This window comes from Citrobacter koseri ATCC BAA-895, from assembly GCF_000018045.1.
In the GTDB taxonomy this organism is placed as follows: Bacteria; Pseudomonadota; Gammaproteobacteria; order Enterobacterales; family Enterobacteriaceae; genus Citrobacter_B; species Citrobacter_B koseri.
Genome location: NC_009792.1, coordinates 3,143,023 through 3,169,593 on the forward strand (window position 1 = coordinate 3,143,023; position 26,571 = coordinate 3,169,593).

The following is a 26,571-nucleotide window of genomic DNA, read 5'->3' on the forward strand; positions in this document are numbered from 1 at the left end:
CCTAACATGCGTGCACGGGCGGAGAGGAACCCTCTTCGCCCGTGCCAGTATTTTACCCGTTCAAAGGGCGATTATTTTTTGTCTTTCACTTCTTCAAACTCAGCGTCGACAACATCGTCATCTTTCGCGTTGTTTGCAGAAGCGTCAGCGCCGCCAGCCTGCTGCTGTGCATGCTGCTGCTGAGCGATTTCCATCAGTTTCTGGGAAGCCTGCGCCAGTTCCTGCATTTTCGCTTCGATAGCCGCTTTGTCTTCACCTTTCAGCGCCGTTTCCAGCGCGCTCAGTGCAGACTCGATAGCCGTTTTGTCGTCTGCTGGCAGCTGATCGCCCGCTTCTTCAACCTGCTTACGCGTGCTGTGCAGCAGATGGTCGCCCTGGTTACGCGTCTGAACCAGCTCTTCGAACTTACGGTCAGATTCTGCGTTCGCTTCAGCATCGCGAACCATTTTCTGAATTTCGTCCTCGTTCAGACCAGAAGAAGCCTTGATGGTGATCTTCTGCTCTTTACCGCTGTTTTTGTCTTTCGCGGAAACGTGCAGGATACCGTCAGCATCGATATCAAAGGTGACTTCGATCTGCGGCATACCGCGCGGCGCCGGGTTGATGCCATCCAGGTTGAACTGACCCAGAGATTTGTTATCAGACGCGCGTTTACGCTCACCCTGCAACACATGGATGGTTACCGCAGACTGGTTGTCTTCCGCGGTAGAGAACACCTGGCTGTGCTTGGTCGGGATAGTGGTGTTTTTGCTGATCAGCGCCGTCATTACGCCGCCCATGGTTTCGATACCCAGAGACAGCGGGGTAACGTCCAGCAGCAGAACGTCTTTCACATCACCGGTCAGTACGCCGCCCTGCACCGCTGCGCCAATAGCAACAGCTTCGTCCGGGTTAACGTCTTTACGCGGTTCTTTACCAAAGAACTCCGCCACTTTTTTCTGCACCATCGGCATACGCGTCTGACCACCAACGAGGATAACGTCGTTGATATCAGATACGGACAGGCCAGCATCCTGCAACGCGACTTTCAGCGGCTCGATGGAACGGTTCACCAGGTCTTCGACCAGGCTTTCCAGTTTCGCGCGAGTCACTTTGATGTTCATGTGCTTCGGACCGGTGGCATCTGCGGTGATGTACGGCAGGTTCACGTCGGTCTGCTGTGCGGAAGAAAGCTCGATTTTCGCTTTTTCTGCCGCTTCTTTCAGACGCTGCATCGCCAGCGGGTCGTTACGCAGGTCAATGCCCTGATCTTTCTTAAATTCTTCAACCAGGTAGTTGATCATACGGCTGTCGAAGTCTTCACCACCCAAGTGGGTATCACCGTTGGTTGCCAGAACTTCGAAGGTTTTTTCGCCGTCAACTTCGTCAATTTCGATAATAGAGATATCGAAAGTACCACCACCGAGGTCGTAAACCGCGATAGTACGGTTGCCGACTTCTTTATCCAGACCATAAGCCAGCGCGGCGGCGGTCGGTTCGTTGATGATACGTTTTACTTCCAGACCTGCGATACGACCGGCATCTTTCGTTGCCTGACGCTGAGCATCGTTGAAGTAAGCAGGCACGGTGATAACAGCTTCAGTTACCGGTTCGCCCAGGTAATCTTCTGCGGTTTTCTTCATTTTTTTCAGCACTTCAGCAGAGATCTGCGGCGGTGCCATTTTCTGACCTTTCACATCAAGCCATGCGTCGCCGTTATCGGCGCCGATGATTTTGTACGGCATGATGGAAACGTCACGCTGAACTTCTTCGTCCTGGAAGCGGCGGCCAATCAGGCGTTTAATCGCAAACAGGGTGTTTTGCGGGTTTGTCACTGCCTGACGTTTAGCCGGCTGACCAACCAGAGTTTCACCATCCTGGGTATAAGCAATGATAGAAGGCGTGGTGCGATCGCCCTCGGCGTTCTCCAGCACACGTGCAGTTGTGCCATCCATAATCGCTACACAAGAGTTGGTAGTACCCAGGTCGATACCAATAATTTTACCCATCTAAACGTCTCCACTAAAAATTCGGTCATCATGTGGTTGTGAATCTGTAATAAGGGCGAAACGTGCGGTTTCAACTACCCTGAATCGTTTTTTTTCAGACTCACTCACTGCGGTTGACTACAAGATGGGGTCGTAACCCACGTCATCAAGGGGGGCATGAAAAATTTTTTTTGCGAAAAACGATAATTTTCTTCACCGGGCATATGGAAAACACCTCTGCCGGCGCAACGGTTAAGCCTTTTTCTTCCGTGATCGTCATCACAAGGGGAAATATTTCATTTTCCCCCTATTAGATCATAGACAGCCTCTATTCCCCTGATTATCATGCCGCGCCCCGAATACGGTATCGGTTGTTCGGGGAAACTATTTCACCATTCGATTAATGATGATTTTGAGGAATTATGGGCAACACTAAGTTGGCTAACCCGGCTCCGCTGGGCCTGATGGGCTTCGGCATGACCACCATTCTGCTTAACCTGCACAACGCGGGTTTCTTCGCTTTAGACGGCATTATTCTGGCGATGGGCATTTTCTACGGCGGTATCGCGCAAATTTTTGCTGGCCTGCTGGAATATAAAAAAGGCAACACCTTCGGCTTAACCGCATTTACCTCTTACGGTTCTTTCTGGCTGACGCTGGTCGCGATCCTGTTAATGCCGAAAATGGGTCTGACAGAAGCGCCGAACGCGCAGTTCCTGGGCGCCTACCTGGGGCTGTGGGGCGTGTTCACACTGTTCATGTTCTTTGGCACGCTGAAAGCCGCTCGCGCGCTACAGTTTGTCTTCCTGAGCCTGACCGTACTGTTCGCCCTGCTGGCCTTCGGCAACATCGCGGGTAATGAAGCGGTGATCCACGTTGCGGGTTGGATTGGCTTAGTGTGTGGCGCCAGCGCCATTTACCTGGCGATGGGCGAAGTGCTGAACGAACAGTTTGGCCGCACCATCCTGCCAATCGGTGAAGCGCACTAATCTTCCGTTATCCCCCCGACCGGGGGGATAATTTTTACAGCTGTTGTAATTCTGCCTGCACATCCGCATCGCGATAATAAATATCCTGTCGCAACCAGACGCCCAACCCCAGCCCCACCAGTGACAACGCCAGCACATACCAGGCCGGCGCCATTGGCGACACGCCCATCAACATGGTGACCGCAATTGGCGTCAGGCCGCCAAAAATGGCATACGAGACGTTGTAAGAAAAAGAGATGCCGGTGAAACGCACTTCCGCCGGGAAGGCTCGCACCATTACGTACGGCACCGCGCCAACAACACCAACACACAGCCCCACCAGCCCGTATAATAAAAACAACTGCTCGGGATGCGCGCCAGACAAGTGATAGAAGATCCAGCTTGAGCAGGCCAGCAGAAAACTACCTACAATAAAGGTTTTGCTGGCGCCAACCCGATCGACAATGAACCCTGCCAGCAGGCATCCCACGCACAGCATAATGGTCGCCACGCTATTTGCCTGTAAAGTTAACGCGGGCGCAAACCCGTACTGCTTTTGCAACCAGACCGGCGACATCAAAATCACGACGACAATGCCGGCCGATAACAACCAGGTCAGCAGCATCGAAATCGCCACCGCTTTTTTATGTTTCACCACTACCGCTTTGACGGGCAATTCCTGCGCGAGCGTTTTGCGCTGCTGCATTTCAAGGAAGATGGGCGTTTCCTGCAACCAACGACGTAAATACATCGCAATCAGACCAAATACGCCGCCGAGCAGGAAGGGAATACGCCAGCCATAATCATGCACCGCCTGCTGGGTCATACTGGTATTCACCAGCGTCGCCACGACAGAGCCAAGCAGGATACCGACCGTCAGTCCCGCAGTCAGCGTGCCGCAGGCGATGCCGATACGGCGCTCCGGCACATGTTCAGCCACAAACACCCACGCTCCCGGCACTTCGCCGCCAATCGCTGCGCCTTGCAAAATACGCATCAGCAGCAATAACAACGGCGCAAGGATGCCCATTGAGGCGTAAGTCGGCAGCAAGCCAATCGCCAGCGTTGGAACAGCCATCAATAGAATACTCAGGGTGAACATCTTCTTGCGCCCTACCAGATCGCCAAAGTGCGCCATGATAATGCCGCCCAGCGGGCGCGCCAGATAACCGGCGGCGAAGATCCCAAACGTCTGAACCTGACGAAGCCACTCAGGAATATCGGCGGGGAAAAATAGTTCGCCCACAACCGCTGCGAAGAAAACAAAGATGATGAAGTCGTAAAACTCGAGCGCGCCGCCGAGAGCGGCAAGTGAAAGAGTCTTATAATCCTGGCGATTCAGAGGTCGTGTGTGTCGTGACATAGCAAACCATGAGTCAGTGGAGTTATTGAGGGCGCTTATCGATATGTGTAAATCAAAAATTACTATATCGTAAACAATTCAATACTCCACCACCTGCGTAATTTATGTCACAGAAAGGCCAACTTCAGGCGTTTATGTCGCGTCTGGCATTTTTCGGGCGGAAAGATGCTACCACTTCCGCTGCGGTTTCCACATAAGGCCCTTCAAGCAACTGTACACAATACGGTACGCTTGCGAAAATTCCCGGCACAACAACCTTACCCTCGGCATCTTTCACCCCTTCCAGGGTCTCTTTGATGGATTTTGGCTGCCCCGGTAAGTTCAGGATCAGCGCCTGCTTGCGGATCACGCCAACCTGGCGGGAAAGGATCGCCGTAGGAACAAAGTGCAGGCTGATCTGGCGCATCTGCTCGCCAAAGCCGGGCATTTCTCTGTCGGCGACGGCCAGAGTCGCGTCAGGCGTGACATCACGACGCGCTGGCCCCGTACCGCCCGTCGTCAGTACCAGGTGACAGCTCATTTCATCCACCAGCTCACACAGCGTTTGCTCAATGATCGCCTGCTCATCCGGGATCAGTCGGGTTTGCACGTCAAAAGGGGTAGTCAGCGCGGAGGCCAGCCACTCTTCAAGAGCAGGAATGCCTTTATCCTGGTATACGCCGCTGGACGCGCGGTCAGAAATGGAAACTAAACCAATACGTAAGGTGTTCATGATTATTCCGTCTAAACAGTCTCGTTAAACAGAATGATACACTGCAAAGGGAAGGACAGACAGGTTTCAGAAGAGGTAGCGTGACCAGAAACCTGTCTGGTCACGCCGAATGATTACAGCAGATCGCCGATCATTTTTTCCAGTTTTTCCTGGTCAATAGCAAACTTACGGATACCGTCCGCCAGTTTGTCTACCGCCATCGGGTCCTGGTTGTGCTGCCACAGGAACTCAGACTCGGTGATGCGTTCTGGACGCGCTTTCACTTCGCCAGAGAAGGACAGTTTACGTTCGATAGCGCCTTCGCTTTCCGCCAGCTCTTTCAGCAGCGCCGGAGCGATGGTCAGACGATCGCAACCCGCCAGCTCCAGAATCTCACCGACGTTGCGGAAGCTCGCACCCATCACCACTGTCTCATAACCGTGCTGTTTGTAGTATTCGTAGATTTCCGTAACGGAAACCACGCCCGGATCTTCTGCCGGAGCGTACTCTTTCTTGTCGGTATTGGCTTTGTACCAGTCAAGAATACGACCCACGAACGGAGAGATCAGGTATACGCCCGCTTCCGCACAAGCACGCGCCTGCGCGAAGGAGAACAGCAGAGTCAGGTTACAGTTGATACCTTCCTTTTCCAGCTGTTCAGCAGCACGAATCCCCTGCCAGGTAGACGCCAGTTTGATCAGGATGCGATCGTTGCTGATGCCCGCGTCGTTGTAGAGCTTGATGATGCGTTTTGCTTTGGCGATAGACGCGTCGGTGTCGTAGGACAGACGAGCGTCAACTTCGGTGGAGATACGGCCCGGAACCAGTTTCAGGATCTCCAGACCAATGTTCACCGCCAGCTTGTCGGCCGCGTCAACAATCTGCTGCGCGCGATCGCTGCTCTGCTGTTTCGCCCAGGCAACGGCATCGTCAATCAGCTTACGGTATTCCGGGATCTGTGCTGCGTTAAGAATGAGAGAAGGGTTGGTTGTGGCATCCTGCGGCTGGTACAGCTTCATTGCCGCGATGTCTCCGGTGTCGGCCACCACGGTGGTGAACTGACGAAGGGAGGTCAATTTGTCCGTCATGATAGTGTTTCTCTTTAAACAGCTTGTTAGGGGGATGTAACCGGTCTGCCTTGATGATAACACGACGCACTCACAGCGCAACCGCAGACAATGCGGTTATCCCACTCCCCTCTTTGTTTGCCCCTTTTCGGCCCCTCGCCAGGGCGGCGCGCAATTAAAGGATATTGCCATATAGTATGGTAGACTCCCCCCATTCAATAGCCTGACAGGGTCTATACTGTTCGTGAATTGGTAACGCTTACACTGGAACCCAAAAGCGTACCGGCATCAACAAGAGGGATGTTAATGCCTGATTTCTTCGCCTTTATTAATGAAATACTCTGGGGATCGGTAATGATCTACCTCCTGCTTGGTGCAGGTTTTTGGTTTACTTACCGTACCGGATTCGTTCAGTTTCGCTATATCCGCCAGTTTGGCAAAAGTCTTAAAAACAGCATACATCCCCAGCCGGGCGGGCTAACGTCATTTCAGGCGCTGTGTACCAGCCTTGCCGCGCGTATTGGCAGCGGTAACCTGGCAGGCGTTGCGTTGGCTATCGCCGCAGGCGGGCCAGGCGCCGTATTCTGGATGTGGGTATCTGCGCTTATCGGCATGGCGACCTCGTTTGCCGAATGCTCTCTGGCCCAGCTCTACAAAGAGCGCGACAGCACAGGACAGTATCGCGGCGGCCCGGCATGGTATATGGCGCGTGGTCTGGGTATGCGCTGGATGGGCGTTCTCTTCGCGATTTTCTTACTCATTGCGTATGGTCTGATTTTTAATAGCGTACAGGCGAACTCCGTCTCGCGGGCGCTCGCTTTTGCCTTTGACATACCGCCCATTATCTCCGGTATCGTGCTGGCGCTGGCGGCCTTTTTTGTCATCGTTCGCGGCATTAAAGATGTCGCAAAACTCATGCAATGGTTCGTCCCTGCGATGGCCCTTCTGTGGACGCTCACCGGTTTAGTGATTTGCCTCTGGCACATCGAACAGCTGCCCGACATTATCGCGTCGATTGTGAAAAGCGCATTCGGCTGGCAGGAAGCCACTGCCGGGGCGGCCGGATATACGCTCAGCCAGGCGATTACCAGCGGTTTCCAGCGCGGCATGTTCTCCAACGAAGCGGGAATGGGTTCTGCGCCTAACATTGCGGCCGCCGCCTCATCCTGGCCGCCGCACCCTGCCGCGCAGGGAATTGTGCAGATGATCGGCGTCTTTACCGATACCATTATTATCTGCACCGCCAGCGCGATGATTATTCTGCTGGCAGGCAATGGCGCCTCGCATATGCCAACGGAAGGCATCCAGCTGGTGCAACAGGCAATGATTTCACTGACCGGCGAATGGGGCGCAAGCCTTGTCGCGTTTATTGTGGTGTTGTTCGCCTTCAGCTCAATTGTCGCCAACTACGTTTACGCCGAAAATAACCTGATTTTTCTGCGTCTGGACAGTCTGCGAATGCGCTGGGCGCTGCGTATTGTCACCGTCGGGATGGTCGTGGCGGGCACGTTACTCAGCTTTCCGCTCGTCTGGCAGTTGGCCGACATTATTATGGCCTGTATGGCCATCACCAACCTGACGGCGATTCTGCTGCTCTCGCCGGTGGTGCATACGATCGCCAGCGACTATCTGCGACAGCGTAAGCTCGGCGTACAACCCGTGTTCGACCCGTTCCGCTACCCTGAAATTGAGCAGCAACTGGCGCCGGATACATGGGATGAATTGCCGCGTCACTAGCGCGGCAATCACAACCATCGATCAAATCGGTCGGTTTTTTTGCTAAAGTCGCAGTAAATCTCCTGCAAGGACTGGATATGCTGATTCTGATTTCACCTGCAAAAACGCTCGATTACCAAAGCCCGCTGGTCACGACGCGCTATACGCGGCCTGAACTGCTGGATTACTCACAGCAGTTGATCCACGAGGCGCGCAAGCTCTCGGCGCCGCAGATTGGCAAGCTGATGGGCATTAGCGACAAACTGGCCGATCTGAATGCCACCCGTTTTCATGACTGGCAGCCTGACTTCTCCCCTGAAAACGCCCGCCAGGCGATTCTGGCGTTTAAAGGCGACGTCTATACCGGACTACAGGCGGAAACGTTCAGCGAAGCCGATTTTGATTTCGCGCAGCAGCATTTGCGTATGCTTTCCGGGTTGTACGGCGTCCTGCGTCCGCTGGATCTGATGCAGCCTTACCGTCTGGAGATGGGCATTCGCCTTGAGAACGCCAAAGGGAAAGACCTTTATCAGTTCTGGGGCGATGTGATTACCGATAAGCTGAACGAAGCGCTGGCTGCGCAAGGCGATAAAATCGTCATCAACCTGGCCTCGGATGAATATTATAAATCCGTGAAGCCGAAGCAGCTGAATGCGGAGATTATCAAGCCTGTGTTCCTTGATGAGAAAAACGGCAAATTCAAAGTTATCAGCTTCTACGCCAAAAAAGCGCGCGGCCTGATGAGCCGTTACATCATTGAAAACCGGCTGACGAAGCCGGAACAGCTCACCGCATTTAACAGCGAAGGCTATTTCTATGATGAGCAAGCGTCAGGAAAAGGCGAGCTGGTGTTTAAACGCCACGAGCAAAACTGATGCCCTGAAGCGCAGGCCGGATAAGACGCCTTTTGTCGCTATCCGGCGCTAAAATCGCATAACTGCCTGATAGCGCTATGCTTATCAGGCTTGCGTACTTAATGGCGGTGGTCGTCGCGGCGATCATCATGACGATGCTCGTCATGCTTATTATGATGCGGTTGCGGACGTGGTCCATGCGGCTGCCAGCGGTTTTCTCGCCACTCATAATGCTTCTGCCACCAGCCGTGGTCGCGCCAGTGACCGCCATCCCAGTAATTACCGTGGTTATCGCGATCGCCAATCTGAAGTTTAACTGCCGGTACGAGAGTAATTTCGGCAGCCTGTGCTGCGAGGGGAGCCACCAGCATCATGGAAAGTGCAAGAAGCACGGGTTTCAACTTGTTCATGAGGTACTCCTTTTTACCATTGCCCGATTTGGGTCGATGAAAGGAGATTACTTGATGAGAACGCGGGTTGTTATTCTCTGCAATCCTAATCTCTAAGTTACCGCATTTATTGAGAATTACTCCTTTTTACCTGCTAAATTTCTCCTTATTTTCTCCATAAAAAAGCCGGATGGCGGCTAACGCCTTATCCGGCCTACAATAGCTACAATAGCCCCGAAGCGCCACCGGGCACAACCGTTAGCCGCGTGTCATCATCAGCTTACGCAATTCGGCAAAATCGGCAGGCAGATTATGCGAGAGCAGCGGCAGATCGGCACGATCCGCCAGCTCTTTTGGCAGATCCAATGTTTCACCAAGAATCGCCTCCACACTCTCTTTGAATTTCGCCGGATGCGCAGTCCCGAGGAACAAGCCATACTCCCCCGGGTGCAGTTGATCACGCAGCGCGCGGTACGCCACGGCAGCGTGCGGTTCAGAGGTATAACCTGCCGCTTTCAGTTCGCGCATGGTCTCCTGCGTCGTCTCATCGTCAACCGCAGCGTAGCCCAGCTCCGTCAGACGCCAGATTTTACGGCGGAACAGCTCTTCCACGCGCGGCCAGTTATTGGGCTGGCTGACATCCATCGCGTTCGACAAGGTAGCCTGCGTCGCTTTCGGCGACCACTGCCCCTCTTTCAGGAAGCGCGGCACCGTATCGTTGACGTTAGTGGCGGCGATAAAGCGTTTCACCGGCAGGCCGAGCGACTTCGCCAGCAGCCCCGCCGTCAGGTCGCCAAAGTTACCGCTGGGCACGGAGATCACTAACTGATTACGCGCGTCCTGCTGCAGTTGAGCGACCGCTTCAAAGTAATAGCAAATCTGCGCCAGCAGACGGCTGATGTTGATGGAGTTCGCCGAATTCAGCCCCAGCGCCGCCTTCAGTTCTTCATCATCAAACGCCTGTTTTACCAGCGCCTGGCAGGCATCGAAATCACCGTCAATCGCAACCGTTTCGATGTTGCCGCCCAGCGTACAGAACAGTTTTTCCTGCAACGGGCTGATCTTGCCGCGTGGGTAGAGGATCACGACGCGTACATTTTTCAGACCGTAGAATGCGTGAGCAACTGCCGCGCCGGTATCGCCAGAGGTCGCCGTCAGGATAGTCACCGGTTTGTCGCCGCTGATGTGCGTCAGCATTTGCGCCATAAAGCGACCGCCAAAATCCTTAAAGGCCAGCGTCGGGCCGTGGAACAACTCCAGGCACCCGACATCGCCTTCCACCTGACGCACCGGCGCCGGAAAAGCGAATGCCTCGCGGACGCGCTCTTCTAAGATTTCCTGCGGGATCTCATCCCCGATAAACGCGGAAAGGATCTTTGCGCTACGACTCACAAAGTCCTGATTCAGCATCTCATCAACTTCAGTCAGGCTAAATTCCGGCAGGTCGTGCGGGAAAAAGAGCCCCTGATTCTTGCCAAGCCCCTGCGTAACGGCCTGCGCAAAGCTGACCTGCTCATTATGATCTTTCAGATTGTAGAGTTTCATTGTTTATCCCAGTACTCGTGCGCCCGCCGTATCCAGCTGACAAATATGAACAAAGCCTTCCTGATTTTGCAGGTAATTTTTACCCAGCCAGTCTGCTACACGCTGCGCCGTATCCGGCTTATCACAGAGCGCGAAGAGCGTCGGCCCGGACCCGGAAATACCGCTGGCCAGCGCGCCAATTTCCGCGACCGCCTGACGTGCCTGGCTGAAGCCCGGCAGCAGACGAGCGCGGTACGGTTCGGCAATCACATCCTTCATCAGCTTCGCAGCAAGCTGCGGCTGACGGGAATAGCAGGCATGGATAAACCCGGCCAGATGCCGCCCGTGGGCGATACAGTCCTGACGGCGATACTGCGCGGGTAAAATCGCCCGCGCTTCAGCCGTCGAAACGTTAATCCCCGGATAGGCCAGTACCCACAGCCACTCATCAAATCCTGGCACCTGCTGGCTGATAATGCCGTTTTCTTCGATCATCAACTGCATGCCGCCGAGAAAGCACGGCGCGACGTTATCGTAATGAATGCTGCCAGAGATACGCCCTTCCAGTTCCCCCATGATCGCCAGCAGACGCGTGTCGTTCAGCGGTTTGCCACAGAACTCATTCATCGCCACCAGCGCGGCGACCACGGAACAGGCGCTGGACCCTAACCCGGAACCAATCGGCATGTTCTTTTCCAGCGTCATCGCCACCGGTATCTGTTTACCCAACTCCTGGCAAAAACGCTCCCAGCACTGATAAACGATATTTTCACGCGGCGCTGACGGCAGCTTGTCGGCAAAACGCCCTAAATTATTCAGCGTGAAGCTTTCTGCCGCATCCACCGAGACCACATCGCCCAGCAGTGAGCCATCAACCGGCGTGACGGCCGCCCCAAGCACATCAAATCCGACGCTCATATTGGCACTGGAAGCCGGAGCATAGACTTTCACCATTTTAGACTCCTAACTTCCATGAAAGGGTACGCAGCAGATCGGCAAAAACACCCGCCGCCGTCACATCGTTCCCCGCACCGTAACCGCGCAGAACCAGCGGCAGCGGTTGATAATAATGACTGTAAAACGCCAGCGCGTTCTCCCCGTTTTTCACTTTAAACAGCGGATCGTTGCCGTCAACCTCGGCGATCTTCACGCGACACACGCCGTCGTCTTCAATGTTGCCAACATAGCGCAATACTTTGCCTTCATCACGGGCTTTCGCCACGCGGGCGGCAAACTCGTCGTCAAGCTGCGACAGATTGGTCATAAACGTGGCGACATCGCCGGAATCGTCGAAACCTTCCGGCAGCACCGGCTCAATCACGATATCGGACAGTTCCAGCTCACGTCCCGTTTCACGAGCGAGGATCAGCAATTTGCGCGCCACATCCATCCCGGAAAGATCGTCACGCGGATCGGGTTCGGTATAGCCCAACTCGCGCGCCATCGTGGTCGCGGCCGAAAGGCTCATGCCTTCATCCAGCTTGCCGAAAATAAAAGAGAGCGATCCAGACAGGATGCCGGAGAAGTGTTGCAGTTCGTCACCCGCGTTCAGCAGGTTTTGCAGGTTCTCGATAACCGGCAAGCCCGCGCCTACGTTGGTGTCGTACAGGAACTTACGTCGGGATTTCGCCGCGGCAAAACGCAGTTGATGGTAGTAATCCATCGACGACGTGTTGGCTTTTTTGTTCGGCGTTACCACATGGAAGCCTTCACGCAGGAAGTCGGCGTATTGATCCGCCACCGCCTGGCTGGAGGTACAGTCAACAATGACCGGGTTAAGCAGGTGGTACTCTTTCACCAGGCGAATTAAGCGCCCTAAATTAAACGGTTCTTTCGCTTCCGCCAGTTCCGCCTGCCAGTTATCCAGGTTCAGGCCATGCACATTGGTCAACAGCGCTTTCGAATTCGCCACGCCGCAGACGCGCAGGTCGATATGCTTGTTTTTCAACCAGGACTGCTGACGTTTAAGCTGCTCAAGTAACGCGCCGCCAACGCCGCCAACGCCGATAACGAACACTTCAATCACCTGATCGGTATTGAACAGCATCTGGTGGGTAACACGTACGCCCGTTGTGACGTCATCGTTATTCACGACCACCGAAATCGATCGTTCGGACGAGCCCTGCGCAATCGCGACAATATTGATATTCGCGCGCGCCAGCGCCGCAAAGAACTTCGCCGAGATGCCGCGCAGCGTGCGCATACCGTCGCCAACCACCGAGATGATCGCCAGACGTTCAGTCACCGCCAGCGGTTCCAGCAACCCTTCTTTCAGTTCCAGGTAGAACTCATCCTGCATTGCACGCTGGGCCCGCGCGCAGTCGCCCTGCGGTACGCAGAAACTGATGCTGTATTCAGAAGAGGATTGCGTGATCAGCACCACGGAGATCCCCGCGCGGGACATTGCCGCGAAGACGCGCGCCGCCATCCCGATCATCCCTTTCATTCCTGGGCCGGAAACGCTGAACATCGCCATATTGTTCAGGTTCGAGATCCCTTTCACCGGCAGTTCGTCTTCATCCACGCTGGCGCCGATCAGCGTACCAGGGGCCTGCGGGTTTCCGGTGTTTTTAATCAGGCATGGGATTTGGAACTGGGCAATGGGGGTGATGGTGCGAGGATGAAGGACTTTGGCGCCGAAGTAAGAAAGCTCCATCGCCTCCTGATAGGACATCGACTTCAGCAACCTGGCGTCCGGCACCTGGCGCGGGTCACAGGTATACACGCCGTCAACGTCAGTCCAGATCTCACAACAGTCGGCGCGTAAGCAGGCAGCCAACACCGCAGCGGAGTAATCAGAACCGTTGCGGCCCAGCACGACCAGCTCGCCTTTTTCGTTACCGGCGGTGAAACCTGCCATCAGCACCATGTGGTCAGCCGGAATGCGGCCCGCCGCGATACGGCGCGTAGATTCGGCGATATCAACGGTCGATTCGAGGTAATGCCCGACCGCCAATAATTTTTCGACCGGATCGATAACCGTCACGCCATGACCGCGCGCTTCCAGCAGGCCAGCCATGATCGCGATCGACATCTTCTCGCCACGACAGATCAGCGCAGCATTGATGCTATCCGGGCACTGGCCCAGCAGGCTGATTCCGTGCAGGATATGTTTGATTTGCGCAAATTCTTGTTCAACGAAAACTTTCAACTGCGCCAGCGGGAACCCCGGCTGAGCGGCTGCAAGACCCGTAAGAAGTTCGGAAAAAATACGTTCGGCATCGCTGATATTCGGTAAAGCATCCTGACCGCTGATGGTCTTTTCAATCATCGCCACCAGATGGTTAGTAATTTTGGCGGGGGCAGAGAGAACAGTCGCTACCTGCCCCTGCCTGGCATTGCTTTCCAGAATATCGGCAACACGCAGAAAGCGCTCTGCATTTGCCACTGATGTACCGCCGAACTTCAACACTCGCATGGTTGTTACCTCGTTACCTTTGGTCGAAAAAAAAGCCCGCACTGTTCAGGTGCGGGCTTTTTTCTGTGTTTCCTGTACGCGTCAGCCCGCACCGTTACCTGTGGTAATGGTGATGGTTGTGGTAATGGTGGTGCTGATGCGATTCATGGATGTTGTGTACTCTGTAATTATTATCTGTCTGTCTTGTATCTTTAAAGGGTTAAAGTATCTCGTGACCTAAGTCAATAAATTTTTAATTTGATCACATTCCGCAACATGTTCACGAGCTGCTGCTTGCGCATTTATTTTCAACCAATACGGAATGAAGCAACCTCTTGAAACCAGATTTAAAATCTTACATTAAGTAATTTAACAAGATTTTATTTTGTTATATTTTTCTCAATATCATGCAATAAACGGTGCAGCATGGCCGTGTCGCGTTGCCCTGACAGCCCCAGTCGTTGTTGCAGCCAGTCCGCCAGTTTGATGTCATCAGCAACATCCAGCGTCGCCAGTAACTGCGAAACGCGTGTGCGTAACGCCTGCAATTGAGGTGCGTCAGTCACCTCTGTTTGTTTCGCCAGTTGTTGCATTAAGCCTGCTAATTGATAGCAATACACCATTACCGCCTGCCCTAAATTGAGTGAAGGATAATCAGCAACCATTGGCACGCCGGTTAAAACGTCTGCCAGCGCCAGTTCTTCATTCGTCAGGCCCGAATCTTCCCGGCCAAAAACCAGCGCCGCATGGTTCATCCACTGCGATTTTTCCTGTAACAGCGGCAGCAGTTCTGCGGGCGTTGCGTAGTAGTGGAACTTCGCGCGACTGCGGGCCGTGGTGGCGACAGTGAAATCAACATCGTGCAGCGCTTCCGCCAGCGTTGGATAAACACTAATATTATCAATAATATCAGCGGAACCATGTGCGACCCAACGGGTCGCCGGCTCCAGGTGCGCCTGGCTGTCGACAATACGCATATCGCCAAAACCCATCGTCTTCATTGCCCGTGCCGCCGCGCCAATATTTTCCGCTCTGGCAGGCGCGACCAGAATAATTGTTACACGCATTTCGATTCTCTTTTTGACCAGCCGCTGGCAATAATGTGACCAATGTCAACATATTACGCAGCACGAATTTACAATTTTTTAACGAAAATCATTGAAAAACCATTTCACATTCAGTAAAAGGCACTAAACTATTTCTTATCTTTACTATTGCGTTTTATGTTAAGAAATACTACATATCCTTCTGTTTATTTAGGATAATTTAATTTAGAATGAATCACACCTATTGGATTCATTACATTTATTAGTTGGCATGCGCAACTAGTTGGATTATTGCAAATTTGTGATGAACGCTAGCATTTGGATACGATGATTTCATCAAACTGTTAACGTGCTACAATTGAACTTGATATATGTCAACGAAGCGTAGTTTTATTGGGTGTCCGGTACGTCTTAGCCTGTTATGTTGCTGTTAAAATGGTTAGGATGACAGCCGTTTTTGACACTGTCGGGTCCAAAGGGAAAGTACCCACGACCAAGCTAATGATGTTGTTGACGTTGATGGAAAGTGCATCAAGAACGCAATTACGTACTTTAGTCATGTTACGCCGATCATGTTAATTTGCGACATGCATCAGGCAGGTCAGGGACTTTTGTACTTCCTGTTTCGATTTAGTTGGCAATTTAGGTAGCAAACATGCAGACCCCGCACATTCTTATCGTTGAAGACGAGTTGGTAACACGCAACACGTTGAAAAGTATTTTCGAAGCGGAAGGCTATGATGTATTCGAAGCGACAGATGGCGCGGAAATGCATCAGATCCTCTCTGAATATGACATCAACCTGGTGATCATGGATATCAACCTGCCAGGGAAAAACGGTCTTCTGTTAGCGCGTGAACTGCGCGAACAGGCTAACGTTGCGTTGATGTTCCTGACTGGCCGCGATAACGAAGTCGATAAAATCCTCGGCCTCGAAATCGGCGCAGACGATTACATCACCAAGCCGTTTAACCCACGCGAACTGACTATCCGTGCGCGCAACCTGCTGTCCCGTACCATGAATCTGGGTACGGTCAGTGAAGAGCGCCGTAGCGTCGAAAGCTACAAGTTCAACGGTTGGGAACTCGACATCAACAGCCGTTCTTTGATCGGCCCAGATGGTGAGCAGTACAAACTGCCACGCAGCGAATTCCGCGCCATGCTTCACTTCTGCGAGAACCCGGGCAAGATCCAGTCTCGTGCAGAACTGCTGAAGAAAATGACCGGTCGCGAGCTGAAGCCGCATGACCGTACTGTTGACGTGACTATCCGTCGTATTCGTAAGCATTTCGAATCCACGCCGGATACCCCGGAAATCATCGCGACCATTCACGGTGAAGGTTACCGTTTCTGCGGTGATCTACAGGACTAATCGGTTACCACCGGCAGCAAAAACGGCGCAAAACGCGCCGTTTTTTATTGTCTGTCAATGGCTTATCCGGCCTGAACGGGAATCACTTCCAGAGACGCGTCAGGAACGTTACCGCCACGGCATAACGGGCACCGCGCTTATGGCATTTTTTGGCGACCCTTCAACGACCTTGTCAGAATAGGCCAGATACGCCAGCGTATTGCGTTTGGCATCATAAAAACGCACGACCTGTAATTTTTTAAACACCAGCGACGTGCGCTTCTGGAAAACGACATCCCCTTGCGCTTTCCCGTTCTTAATTTTATCGCTCAGCTCAATCGGCCCTACCTGCTGACAGGAGATCGCCGCGTCGGAGGTATCTTCGGCCAGTCCCAGACCGCCTTTAATCCCCCCCGTTTTCGCCCGACTTACATAGCACGTCACATTTTTGACGTCGGGATCGTCAAACGCTTCGACGACGATTTTATGGTCAGGCCCAAACATTTTAAATACGGTATCGACGGAACCCACCTGTTCTGCATGCGCAAACTGCCCCAGCATCAACAGAATTGAGGAAAGTATTAAGCTCTTGTATTTCATATTGTTACCATTCATAAAAGTTACACTGCGCAATTATTCGACACGTCTGGATAAACTGTTTACAGATCACAGGATTAGAATAATCATGCTTTAGTGTGCCCCAAAAAAGCACAGATGAGCAAAAAAAACACCGAATGCTAAAACAGCAAAAAATGCTATTATCCACTTACCTGATGTCAGGTGCTCGTTGTGGAAAGGATGAGGATATTTTATGGATCAGGCTGGCATTATTCGCGACCTCTTAACCTGGCTGGAAGGCCATCTGGATCAGCCTCTGTCGCTTGACAATGTGGCGGCAAAAGCAGGTTATTCCAAGTGGCACCTGCAAAGAATGTTTAAGGACGTGACGGGCCATGCTATTGGCGCTTACATCCGCGCTCGCCGCTTATCTAAATCCGCCGTGGCCCTGCGCCTGACGGCGCGTCCGATTCTGGATATCGCGTTGCAGTACCGCTTCGATTCTCAGCAAACCTTTACCCGCGCGTTTAAAAAGCAGTTCTCTCAGACGCCGGCGTTATATCGCCGCTCTCCAGAATGGAGCGCCTTTGGCATTCGTCCGCCGATGCGTCTGGGTGAGTTCGCCATGCCTGAGCATCAGTTTGTCACCCTGGAAGATACGCAACTGCTCGGCACCACCCAGAGCTATTCCTGTTCGCTGGAGCAAATCTCCGATTTTCGACACGAAATGCGCGTACAGTTCTGGCAAGACTTTCTCAGCCAGGCGCCAACGATTCCTCCGCTGCTCTACGGCCTTAACGAAACGCGCCCCAGCCTGGAGAAAGATGACGAACAGGAGGTGTTCTACACCACCGCGCTACCGCAAGAACATGCCAACGGGTATGTGCCGTCAGCGCAGCCTGTTACCCTACAAGGCGGCGAATATGTGATGTTCACCTACGAAGGTTTAGGAACCGGGGTACAGGAGTTTATCCTGACGGTATACGGCACCTGTATGCCGATGCTGAACCTGACCCGCCGTAAAGGGCAGGATATAGAGCGATACTACCCGGCAGAAGATGCCAAAACAGGTGGTCGCCCTATTAACCTGCGTTGCGAATTCCTGATCCCCGTTCGCCGTTAACGCTGTAGCTCATCTAACGCAGGGGCATCGAGATGCGAGACGTCCCCTGCCGTTTCAACGACCCAACCAGGCGCCAGCCACAAACTTTCCTGATAATCGACGCGGGAAATAGAGCAGTTACGCAGACGTAACCTACGCTCCGCCCAGGCTGGTAATCCCAGAATGGTGCTGACCAGGCAACCCAGCGCGATACCGTGACTGACCAGCAGCGGGCGGCTGCCCTGCGGCAGTTCCAGACAGGACGCGAGAGCGGCATTGACGCGATCGCTCAGTTCCTGCATGGATTCGCCATCAGGAATGCGCCCGTCAACCGTGCCATTCACTAACTGGCGACGCCAGTTCTCTTCTTCTTCGGTGAGGGTGTCGATGTGTCGTTTTTCCAGCACGCCCATGTCCAGCTCACGCAGGCGGGCGTCGAAGGTGATATCGCAACCGCATGCCTGGGCGATGATTTCAGCCGTGCGGCGGGTGCGACCGAGATCGCTACTGACGATATGGGTGATGCCGAGCGTTCTGGCGCGTTCTCCCACTTGCATAGCTTGTTGCTCACCTTTAGCGGTCAGCGGACTGTCAGACTGGCCTTGAATACGTCGCTCGGCGTTCCACTGCGTTTCACCGTGGCGAACAAGGTATACCTGTAACATGCTTTTTATCCGTTATACTGCGATGACATTCATTTCTGAGTAATTCTGATTATGCACCATGTTGTCTCAGCAACCACCAATCCCGCTAAAATTCAGGCAATTCTGCAAGCATTTAACGAGATTTTCGGTGAAGGATCCTGCCATATTGAGTCCGTCTCCGTCGAGAGCGGCGTGCCGGAACAACCTTTTGGAAGTCAGGAAACGCGCGCTGGCGCACGGAATCGGGTAGAAAATGCGCGCTGTCTGCGTCCTCAGGCCGATTTTTGGGTGGCTATCGAAGCGGGGATTGATGATGACAGTACGTTCAGTTGGGTGGTGATAGAGAATGCCGCCCAGCGAGGCGAGGCGCGCTCAGCAACGCTGCCGCTTCCTGCGGTTATCCTTGAAAAAGTTCGTCAGGGCGAAGCGCTCGGCCCGGTGATGTCGCAGTATACCGGTATTGATGAGATTGGCCGTAAAGAGGGGGCTATCGGGGTGTTTACCGCCGGAAAACTGACCCGCTCCAGCGTTTATCACCAGGCGGTGATTCTGGCGCTCAGCCCGTTTCATAATGCGGTGTATCGGTAGGGCTCGCGATCCACGCCGGATGGCGGCTTCGCCTTATCCGGCCTACGTTCACCATTCCTGTAGGCCTGATAAGCGTAGCGCCATCAGGCGTGAACGTTCATCATTCCTGTAGGCCTGATAAGCGTAGCGCCATCAGGCGTGAGCGTCCGTCATTCCCGTAGGCCTGATAAGCGTAGCGCCATCAGGCGAAATTACCTTTCGCTCTTGAGCAACACCTGCTCCAGCCACTGGCGTAACTCTACCGGTGCGGACTTCAGGCTGTTGGAACCGCGCGTAATGGTGGCGATGCCCGCCCCCAGCTCATTTTTAAGCTCGCGCTGGCTCATTTCACCGCGTAACAACTCTTCAATGATACGCACGCGCGTTCCCAGCGCCTCACGCTCATCCGGCGTCAACATCAAATTGAGTAAGGGAAGATGCAGGTCTTCCGCACAAGCGTGCTTGAGCAGCTCAACAAAGCGTAACCACTCCTGGTGACGCTGTTCTGCCATCGCTGCTGAATAGGGTGATTGCTGAGTCATAGAATGTCGCCATCGTTGCAGGGGGAAACGTATCTGTCTCCCCCGATTGTACTCTTTAACGAGTACGATAGCATAACATAACCGATGCGATCAGTAACGGCGCTGCCATTCTGCGTCATTCATCAACGTTGGTTTATCGCCCATGAAGTAGCGATAGTAGGCATCATAGGCCAGCACGTTCTTCACGTAGCCCCGCGTTTCTGAGAACGGAATACTTTCAACAAACGCGACGGCGTCGATGCGCCCTGCGCTGTTGCCAAGCCAGGTACGAACGCGCCCCGGCCCGGCATTGTAAGCCGCTGAAGAGAAAATACGGTTATTACCAAACTGTTGATAAACGTATTGCAGGTAACTGGTGCCAATGTTGATGTTCGTCTCCGGGTCAAGCAGCTGGCTGGGGCTGCTGTAGCCCGGTATTGAGAACATTTTCACCGTATGCGTCGCCGTGCCCGGCATAACTTGCATCAGACCGCTGGCTCCTACCGGGGATTTCACTTTCGGATTCCAGGCGCTCTCCTGACGCGCAATCGCCATAGCGTAACTTTGCGAGATCGCTTTGCCGCCGGTGTAACGGGCGAAAAGATCCTTGTACGCCAGCGGGAAGCGTTCTTCCAGATGATCCCACAGTTTCCCTGCGATCGTCGCCTGTACGCTCAGATCCCACCAGTGGTTATTGAAGGCATAACGCGCCAGCTGCGCCTGCTCCGACTTCGTCCTGCTGGAGACCAGATTCGCCCACTCGCTGCGCGCCGTATTATCCAGATTCCAGTACATCAGTTCGCGTACTCGCGCCATTTCCGCGCCCTGCGTAAGCGAAGCGTCCACTGTCGTCGGCGCTTTGTCGATCTTCAGCACATACGCTTCACCCAGCTTTTGCGCGGCGACCATCGGGTAGAAACCACGCTGTTGCATCAGCGCATGGAGGATCTCTTTTGCCTCTGCCTCACGCCCGCGTTCAAGCAACAAATCCGCCTGCCAGTAGCGCCATTCATCCTTCTCCTTTGCTTCCATCGGCAGTCGGGCAAGCCAGGTATTCAGCCCACGCCGATCGCCGGTGCCCAGCGCCATCCGCACGCGGCGTTCCACCAGCGTGGTGGATTGCGAGCGCATAATCGCATCATCGCGCCACTTCGCCTGCGCATCGGTCACATCGTTCCCCATCAGCCGCCAGGCGACGATATCGCGCAGTTCCTGAGTTTGCTCCTCATTAAGCTGCTGGGCCTGCACCAGTGACGGGATCATCAAACGCGCATTCTCTGCGTCCTGACGCGCCACGCTGGCAAAGGCCACTGCCGCCATCTGGCGGGTAAAATCGGTCGCGCCGGTCGTACGCGCAAAAGTCATCACGCTATTGGGATCGTTCGCCAGCGCGATGATCGCCGAAGCAATGGTCTGGTACTGCGCAGGCATCTGCCCGGCCAGCACCGTTACCAGCCCCGTGTTGCCTGCTTTCATCGCCAGGCGGATGCGCTCCAGCCAGGCCAGCGGGTCCTGGGTGCCGGAAGCGCGCCAGACGCTGAACAGTTTGTCACAGGCGTTCGGCTGGCTTTTCCCGGTCAGCCAAAGCGCTTTCGCCCCCTGCCAGGCCTCTTCCGTCTGCCCGGTATTCCATTTCGCGTAGTAGTAATTACATTGCGCTTCGGTGGTGCCCGGCTTCTCGGGGCTGAACGCTAGCAGTCCACGCCAGTCTTCGCGACGCGCCAGCTCATTAACGAAACGCGATTGCAGCGTACGCGCAGGAGGAAGCGTAGGGTTGGCGCGCACAAACTGGGTGACGGTGACCGCAGGCTGGTTCATCAGATCGTCGGTGATCTGGCGATACTCAAGATAGGGATACAGCGGGTAATTCTTCAGGCCAGGCATCATCTGCTCAACGACATCCATCTGTCGGTTATCCCAGGCCTGTTTGATTTGCGCATAGCGATTGCGCTGCTCATCCAGAGAATCCGCTCGCGCCGCCTGACTTACCGTCAGCAGACATACGCTGGCGGCGATAAGACGCCAGGTAAATGGTTTGGCTTTGTCCACAAGCTCTTCCTCTTGTCGTGATACATCAATGCAGCATCATGCCGCGTAATGAATTTATGCTAACCAGACATTGCTAAATGCGCCACGTTACGGACACTTTTTTACTTTTATTGCGAGTGAGAGTTGCTGGCTGGGATTAGCCCGGGAAAAAGGCTACACTTCGCCTTTGAAAATTATTCTTCATCACGATAAACCTATAGAGGCGAAGTCCAACGTGGCTCAATTCGTTTATACCATGCATCGTGTCGGCAAAGTGGTTCCGCCGAAACGTCATATTTTGAAAAACATCTCGCTGAGCTTCTTCCCTGGGGCGAAAATCGGCGTACTGGGTCTGAACGGCGCCGGTAAGTCTACCCTGCTGCGCATTATGGCTGGCATCGATACAGATATTGAGGGCGAAGCTCGCCCACAGCCAGGCATCAAAATTGGCTACCTGCCGCAGGAACCTCAGCTCACCCCTGAACATACCGTTCGCGAATCGATCGAAGAGGCGGTGGCTGAAGTGGTCGGCGCCCTGAAACGTCTGGATGAAGTGTACGCGCTGTACGCCGATCCAGATGCGGACTTTGACAAGCTGGCCGCCGAACAGGGCAAGCTGGAAGAGATCATCCAGGCGCATGACGGCCACAACCTGAACGTACAGCTGGAGCGCGCCGCTGACGCCCTGCGTCTGCCGGACTGGGATGCCAAAATCGCGAATCTTTCCGGTGGTGAGCGCCGCCGCGTCGCGCTGTGCCGTCTGCTGCTGGAAAAACCGGACATGCTGCTGCTCGACGAACCGACCAACCACCTGGATGCGGAGTCCGTCGCGTGGCTGGAACGCTTCCTGCACGACTTCGAAGGCACCGTTGTGGCGATTACCCACGACCGTTACTTCCTCGACAACGTGGCGGGCTGGATCCTCGAACTTGACCGTGGCGAAGGGATCCCGTGGGAAGGCAACTACTCCTCCTGGCTGGAACAGAAAGATCAGCGTCTGGCGCAGGAAGCCTCTCAGGAAGCGGCCCGCCGTAAATCCATTGAGAAAGAGCTGGAGTGGGTGCGTCAGGGTACTAAAGGCCGTCAGTCTAAAGGCAAAGCCCGTCTGGCGCGCTTTGAAGAGCTGAACAGCACCGAATACCAGAAACGTAACGAAACCAACGAACTGTTTATTCCACCTGGACCACGTCTGGGCGACAAGGTCGTTGAAGTCAGCAACCTGCGTAAATCCTACGGCGATCGCCTGCTGATCGACGATCTCAGCTTCTCAGTACCGAAAGGCGCGATTGTCGGCATCATCGGTCCGAACGGCGCGGGTAAATCCACCCTGTTCCGCATGATGTCCGGTCAGGAACAGCCGGATAGCGGCACCATCACGCTGGGGGAAACCGTAAAACTGGCTTCCGTTGACCAGTTCCGTGACGCGATGGATAACAGCAAAACCGTGTGGGAAGAAGTTTCCGGCGGGCTGGATATCATGAAGATCGGCAACACCGAAATGCCAAGCCGCGCCTATGTGGGCCGCTTTAACTTCAAAGGCGTCGATCAAGGTAAACGCGTGGGCGAACTGTCCGGCGGTGAGCGCGGTCGTCTGCATCTGGCGAAGCTGTTGCAGGTTGGCGGCAATATGCTGCTGCTCGATGAACCGACCAACGACCTGGATATCGAAACCCTGCGCGCGCTGGAAAACGCCCTGCTGGAGTTCCCAGGCTGTGCAATGGTTATCTCGCACGACCGTTGGTTCCTCGACCGTATCGCCACGCACATTCTGGATTACCAGGATGAAGGCAAGGTGGAGTTCTTCGAAGGTAACTTCACCGAGTACGAAGAGTATAAGAAACGCACGCTGGGCGCCGACGCGCTGGAGCCGAAGCGTATCAAGTACAAACGTATCGCCAAGTAATGTATCAGATGCCGGATGGCGCTACGCTTATCCGGCCTACAGACTTATCCGGCCTACACCTTGTAGGCCGCCATCCGGCGCTTCAGGCTTAACCCTGCTCGCCCATCATCTCTTTCACTAACTCCACGCAGCGCAAAAATCGACCATCGTAATCGGCCTCTTCTACGTGGACGAAATTGATGTTGTTCTCCCGCAGCATATCCACCAGCAGATTCTGGAACTCTTTACGATCCACCGAACTGCCCAGACTCCGTAACCCATCCGCGACCCAGGGCGTATTGTTCTCCAGCAGGATCACCAGATCAAAGCGGTATTCATCGATCAACGCCTGTACAAACGGATGCTCGCGCCCTTCGTATTTTTTACAAAAGGCCTGCGTGGTAACGAAATCGGTATCGATAAAGGCCACTTTATTGGCGTATTTCACCGCAAAATCAATATATTGCGCATGGCCCAGCGCGATCTTATCGTAATCAGAATACTGTAACGCCATCTCGTCACCGCCCAGATGCGAGAAGACATAGTCGCGCCCGTACTCCCACGCGCTGGTGGTATTAAAAATATTGGCGAGCTTGTTCACCAGCGTGGATTTCCCGCTCGACTCTCCGCCTAATATCGCCACGGTGCGCACGAAAAAGGGCTTCACTTCCGTCGGAATGTATTCCCAGTAGCGGAACGGGTTTTCACGGATCTGCGCCCCACTGATACTCATAAAGGTTCGTTTCGGATCGACCAGCACCGTTTCAATAGCCAGGTGTTCGAGATACTGCGGCGCATCGGCTTCCTCGGACGTGTAGATCCAGTTAGGCTGAATCCCCTTCTCTTCCATAAAGGCTTTGATGCCGTTGCTCCACACATCCCAGCCATGCGGGTACGGCTCCATCCCTTCCTCATTGAAGGCATGAATACGAATATTCTTCTGATATTTAAAGGTCTGTAGTAGCCAACGCAGACGATCCGACACGGTAGGCTGTTGCGACATGGCGCTGTCTTCAAACAGTTCGCGGTCACGGGTATCGTCATAACCCATAATGATATGCAGTTCATCCACCTGGCTACAGGCGCGCTGAATCAAATAGATATGCCCAGTATGCAGGGGGTAGAACTTGCCAAACACCACGCCGATGTTTTTCCGCTGCCGGGGAAACTCCAGCCCCAAAAAACGATGCAGCGCCTCCAGCTTTTGCGCACTGGGGCTTTTAATCTTCGCGTTCAGAAGTTGGCTCAAATACCCTTTGGTCATGCCGCTGGCATCCGCCACCTGTTGCAGGGTACACCCCTTTTGCTTGATCGCGGTTTTGAGATAGTCGAACGATGACACAAGAGCCTCCTGCTAAAAAACGCGTAACAATGCCTGATGGCGCTTCGCTTATCAGGCCTACAACATCAATCCGTAGGCCGGCGTCGCTATCCGGCAAATTATACAACATCAGTGCATACAGATGATTATAAGTCGTCAAACACACTTAACGCATCCGCAAGCTTTTTAACGCCAAAAACCTGCATCCCTTCCGGCGGCTTTTTCGGCACGTTGGCAGCCGGTACGATAGCGCGGCGGAAACCGTGTTTAGCCGCTTCAGAAATACGTTCCTGACCGCTGGGCACCGGGCGAATTTCCCCTGCCAGCCCCACTTCGCCAAACACCACCAGATCCTGCGGCAGCGGCCTGTCGCGCAGGCTGGAGACCATCGCCAGCAATAGCGCGAGATCCGCGCTGGTCTCCGTGACCTTCACGCCGCCCACGACATTGACGAATACATCCTGATCGGCCATCTGCAATCCGCCATGACGGTGCAGCACCGCCAGCAGGATCGCCAGACGGTTTTGTTCCAGGCCGACCGCCACACGACGCGGATTCGCCATCATCGAGTGATCGACCAGCGCCTGAATCTCTACCAGCAGCGGGCGCGTCCCTTCCCACACCACCATGACCGAACTGCCGGAAGTCACCTCATCGCCACGGCTTAAGAAAATTGCGGACGGGTTGCTGACTTCACGCAGCCCCTGCTCCGTCATCGCAAAAACGCCCAGCTCGTTTACCGCGCCAAAACGGTTTTTATGGCTACGCAGCGTGCGAAAACGGGAGTCAGCGTCGCCATCCAATAGCACCGAGCAGTCAATGCAGTGCTCCAGCACCTTCGGGCCTGCCAGCGAGCCGTCTTTGGTTACATGACCAACCATCACGATAGCCACGCCGCGCGTTTTGGCAAAGCGCGTCAGATAAGCGGCCGTCTCACGCACCTGGGCCACGCTGCCCGGCGAGGACTGGATATCCGCCATATGCATCACCTGGATGGAGTCGATCACCATCAGCTTCGGTTGTTCTTCTTCCGCAATCAGGCAGATCTGTTCAATACTGGTTTCTGACAGCATATTCATGTTAGCCGTCGGCAATCCCAGCCGATGCGCGCGCATCGCTACCTGTTGCAGGGACTCTTCGCCCGTGACGTACAGGGTTTTCATCTGCTCGGCCAGTTTGCAAAGCGTTTGCAGCAGCAGCGTGGATTTCCCCGCACCGGGGTTGCCGCCGATCAGGATGGCGCTGCCGGGCACGACACCGCCGCCCAGCACACGGTCGAACTCTTTAAACCCGGTGGAAAAACGCGGCAGCTCCTCAAGGCTGATGTCAGACAATTTCTGCACCTTTGCCACACCTGCGTTACCGGCATAGCCGCTGAGTCGCTCATTACGCGCCACCGTTGGCGACGCGGCAAGACGCACCTCGGTGATGGTGTTCCAGGCATGACAGGCGCTGCATTGCCCCTGCCAGCGCGGATAATCGGCCCCGCATTCATTACAAACAAAGGCGCGTTTTGGAGCTTTTGCCACGGTTTACCTCTTTATTTCATGCAGTTGCCGGATGGCGCTGGCGCTTATCCGGCCTACAGAATACTTATCCGGCCTACAGTCACTTT

At 54.2% G+C, this 26,571-nt stretch carries 24 protein-coding genes and 1 other annotated feature; of the genes, 7 read left to right on the forward strand and 17 right to left on the reverse strand.

Translation table 11 applies throughout. From position 1 onward, the window contains the following. Positions 1-71 precede the first annotated feature (71 nt). Complete coding sequence (dnaK, locus tag CKO_RS14440; RefSeq protein WP_012134158.1) at positions 72-1,988, reverse strand: molecular chaperone DnaK; 1,917 nt, start codon at positions 1,986-1,988, stop codon at positions 72-74. A gap of 401 nt (positions 1,989-2,389) precedes the next feature. Here dnaK and satP point away from each other — a divergent pair, with 401 nt between their 5' ends. Then, positions 2,390-2,956 carry an acetate uptake transporter gene (gene satP / locus CKO_RS14445; RefSeq protein WP_012134160.1) on the forward strand — a complete coding sequence of 189 codons (567 nt, stop codon included), beginning with the start codon at positions 2,390-2,392 and terminating at the stop codon, positions 2,954-2,956. Positions 2,957-2,990: 34 nt separating this feature from the next. Here satP and CKO_RS14450 read toward each other — a convergent pair whose 3' ends face one another. The 3 genes from CKO_RS14450 to tal all read right to left on the reverse strand — a co-directional run bounded on the left by CKO_RS14450 (position 2,991) and on the right by tal (position 6,077). Continuing rightward, complete coding sequence (locus tag CKO_RS14450) at positions 2,991-4,298, reverse strand: MFS transporter (RefSeq protein WP_012134161.1); 1,308 nt, start codon at positions 4,296-4,298, stop codon at positions 2,991-2,993. Positions 4,299-4,422: 124 nt separating this feature from the next. After that, a complete protein-coding gene (gene mog, locus CKO_RS14455) occupies positions 4,423-5,010 on the reverse strand; it encodes a molybdopterin adenylyltransferase (protein ID WP_012134162.1) in 588 nt (195 codons plus the stop codon). Between the two features lie 113 nt (positions 5,011-5,123). Beyond that, the gene (gene tal, locus CKO_RS14460) at positions 5,124-6,077 is read right to left on the reverse strand and encodes a transaldolase (RefSeq protein WP_012134163.1); all 954 of its coding nucleotides are present in this window, start codon (positions 6,075-6,077) and stop codon (positions 5,124-5,126) included. Positions 6,078-6,362: 285 nt separating this feature from the next. On the opposite strand from tal, the gene CKO_RS14465 reads away from it, so the two are divergent. Together CKO_RS14465 and yaaA are read left to right on the forward strand one after the other, a co-directional pair. After that, on the forward strand, positions 6,363-7,793 hold the full coding sequence (locus CKO_RS14465) for an alanine/glycine:cation symporter family protein (RefSeq protein WP_024130724.1): 1,431 nt from the start codon (positions 6,363-6,365) through the stop codon (positions 7,791-7,793). Positions 7,794-7,870: 77 nt separating this feature from the next. After that, positions 7,871-8,647 (forward strand): peroxide stress protein YaaA, encoded by a 777-nt coding sequence (yaaA, locus tag CKO_RS14470; RefSeq protein ID WP_012134165.1) that lies wholly within the window; start codon positions 7,871-7,873, stop codon positions 8,645-8,647. A 98-nt stretch (positions 8,648-8,745) separates the two neighbouring features. Here yaaA and CKO_RS14475 read toward each other — a convergent pair whose 3' ends face one another. The 7 genes from CKO_RS14475 to yjjY all read right to left on the reverse strand — a co-directional run bounded on the left by CKO_RS14475 (position 8,746) and on the right by yjjY (position 15,542). Continuing rightward, entirely contained in the window at positions 8,746-9,036 is a 291-nt protein-coding gene (locus CKO_RS14475; protein ID WP_012134167.1) for a DUF2502 domain-containing protein, read from the reverse strand. 237 nt (positions 9,037-9,273) lie between these two features. Continuing rightward, complete coding sequence (thrC, locus tag CKO_RS14480) at positions 9,274-10,560, reverse strand: threonine synthase (protein ID WP_012134168.1); 1,287 nt, start codon at positions 10,558-10,560, stop codon at positions 9,274-9,276. A gap of 3 nt (positions 10,561-10,563) precedes the next feature. Next, a complete protein-coding gene (gene thrB / locus CKO_RS14485; RefSeq protein ID WP_012134169.1) occupies positions 10,564-11,493 on the reverse strand; it encodes a homoserine kinase in 930 nt (309 codons plus the stop codon). A 1-nt stretch (position 11,494) separates the two neighbouring features. Further along, the gene (gene thrA / locus CKO_RS14490) at positions 11,495-13,957 is read right to left on the reverse strand and encodes a bifunctional aspartate kinase/homoserine dehydrogenase I (RefSeq protein ID WP_012134170.1); all 2,463 of its coding nucleotides are present in this window, start codon (positions 13,955-13,957) and stop codon (positions 11,495-11,497) included. Positions 13,958-13,982: 25 nt separating this feature from the next. Continuing rightward, positions 13,983-14,103, reverse strand: a sequence feature (Thr leader region). Next, complete coding sequence (gene thrL / locus CKO_RS22595; RefSeq protein ID WP_060815970.1) at positions 14,039-14,104, reverse strand: thr operon leader peptide; 66 nt, start codon at positions 14,102-14,104, stop codon at positions 14,039-14,041. Its footprint overlaps the feature before it by 65 nt. A 212-nt stretch (positions 14,105-14,316) precedes the next feature. Beyond that, positions 14,317-15,003: a tRNA/rRNA methyltransferase gene (locus CKO_RS14500; RefSeq protein ID WP_012134171.1), complete on the reverse strand. Its 687-nt coding sequence runs from the start codon at positions 15,001-15,003 to the stop codon at positions 14,317-14,319. A gap of 398 nt (positions 15,004-15,401) precedes the next feature. After that, entirely contained in the window at positions 15,402-15,542 is a 141-nt protein-coding gene (gene yjjY, locus CKO_RS23060) for a YjjY family protein (protein ID WP_001541509.1), read from the reverse strand. Between the two features lie 95 nt (positions 15,543-15,637). Here yjjY and arcA point away from each other — a divergent pair, with 95 nt between their 5' ends. Further along, complete coding sequence (arcA, locus tag CKO_RS14510; protein WP_001194359.1) at positions 15,638-16,354, forward strand: two-component system response regulator ArcA; 717 nt, start codon at positions 15,638-15,640, stop codon at positions 16,352-16,354. Positions 16,355-16,462: 108 nt separating this feature from the next. On the opposite strand, the gene creA is transcribed toward arcA, so the two are convergent. Next, on the reverse strand, positions 16,463-16,933 hold the full coding sequence (gene creA / locus CKO_RS14515) for a protein CreA (protein WP_024130725.1): 471 nt from the start codon (positions 16,931-16,933) through the stop codon (positions 16,463-16,465). A gap of 211 nt (positions 16,934-17,144) precedes the next feature. Between creA and robA the strand changes: the two genes are divergently transcribed. Beyond that, positions 17,145-18,014 carry an MDR efflux pump AcrAB transcriptional activator RobA gene (gene robA, locus CKO_RS14520; RefSeq protein WP_012134174.1) on the forward strand — a complete coding sequence of 290 codons (870 nt, stop codon included), beginning with the start codon at positions 17,145-17,147 and terminating at the stop codon, positions 18,012-18,014. Here robA and gpmB read toward each other — a convergent pair. Continuing rightward, on the reverse strand, positions 18,011-18,658 hold the full coding sequence (gene gpmB, locus CKO_RS14525; protein WP_012134175.1) for a 2,3-diphosphoglycerate-dependent phosphoglycerate mutase GpmB: 648 nt from the start codon (positions 18,656-18,658) through the stop codon (positions 18,011-18,013). The genes robA and gpmB overlap by 4 nt on opposite strands. Positions 18,659-18,709: 51 nt before the next feature. Between gpmB and yjjX the strand changes: the two genes are divergently transcribed. Further along, the gene (yjjX, locus tag CKO_RS14530) at positions 18,710-19,225 is read left to right on the forward strand and encodes an inosine/xanthosine triphosphatase (RefSeq protein WP_012134176.1); all 516 of its coding nucleotides are present in this window, start codon (positions 18,710-18,712) and stop codon (positions 19,223-19,225) included. 191 nt (positions 19,226-19,416) lie between these two features. Here the strand turns inward: yjjX and trpR are convergent, their stop codons facing one another. Together trpR and sltY are read right to left on the reverse strand one after the other, a co-directional pair. Then, entirely contained in the window at positions 19,417-19,746 is a 330-nt protein-coding gene (trpR, locus tag CKO_RS14535; protein ID WP_024130726.1) for a trp operon repressor, read from the reverse strand. A 90-nt stretch (positions 19,747-19,836) separates the two neighbouring features. Continuing rightward, the gene (sltY, locus tag CKO_RS14540) at positions 19,837-21,774 is read right to left on the reverse strand and encodes a murein transglycosylase (RefSeq protein WP_012134178.1); all 1,938 of its coding nucleotides are present in this window, start codon (positions 21,772-21,774) and stop codon (positions 19,837-19,839) included. Between the two features lie 214 nt (positions 21,775-21,988). Between sltY and ettA the strand changes: the two genes are divergently transcribed. After that, a complete protein-coding gene (ettA, locus tag CKO_RS14545) occupies positions 21,989-23,656 on the forward strand; it encodes an energy-dependent translational throttle protein EttA (RefSeq protein ID WP_024130727.1) in 1,668 nt (555 codons plus the stop codon). Positions 23,657-23,744: 88 nt separating this feature from the next. Here the strand turns inward: ettA and nadR are convergent, their stop codons facing one another. Together nadR and radA are read right to left on the reverse strand one after the other, a co-directional pair. Next, positions 23,745-24,977, reverse strand: coding sequence for a multifunctional transcriptional regulator/nicotinamide-nucleotide adenylyltransferase/ribosylnicotinamide kinase NadR (gene nadR / locus CKO_RS14550; RefSeq protein ID WP_012134180.1), 1,233 nt, complete (start codon positions 24,975-24,977; stop codon positions 23,745-23,747). Positions 24,978-25,102: 125 nt separating this feature from the next. Further along, positions 25,103-26,485, reverse strand: coding sequence for a DNA repair protein RadA (radA, locus tag CKO_RS14555; RefSeq protein ID WP_024130728.1), 1,383 nt, complete (start codon positions 26,483-26,485; stop codon positions 25,103-25,105). Positions 26,486-26,571 lie beyond the last annotated feature (86 nt).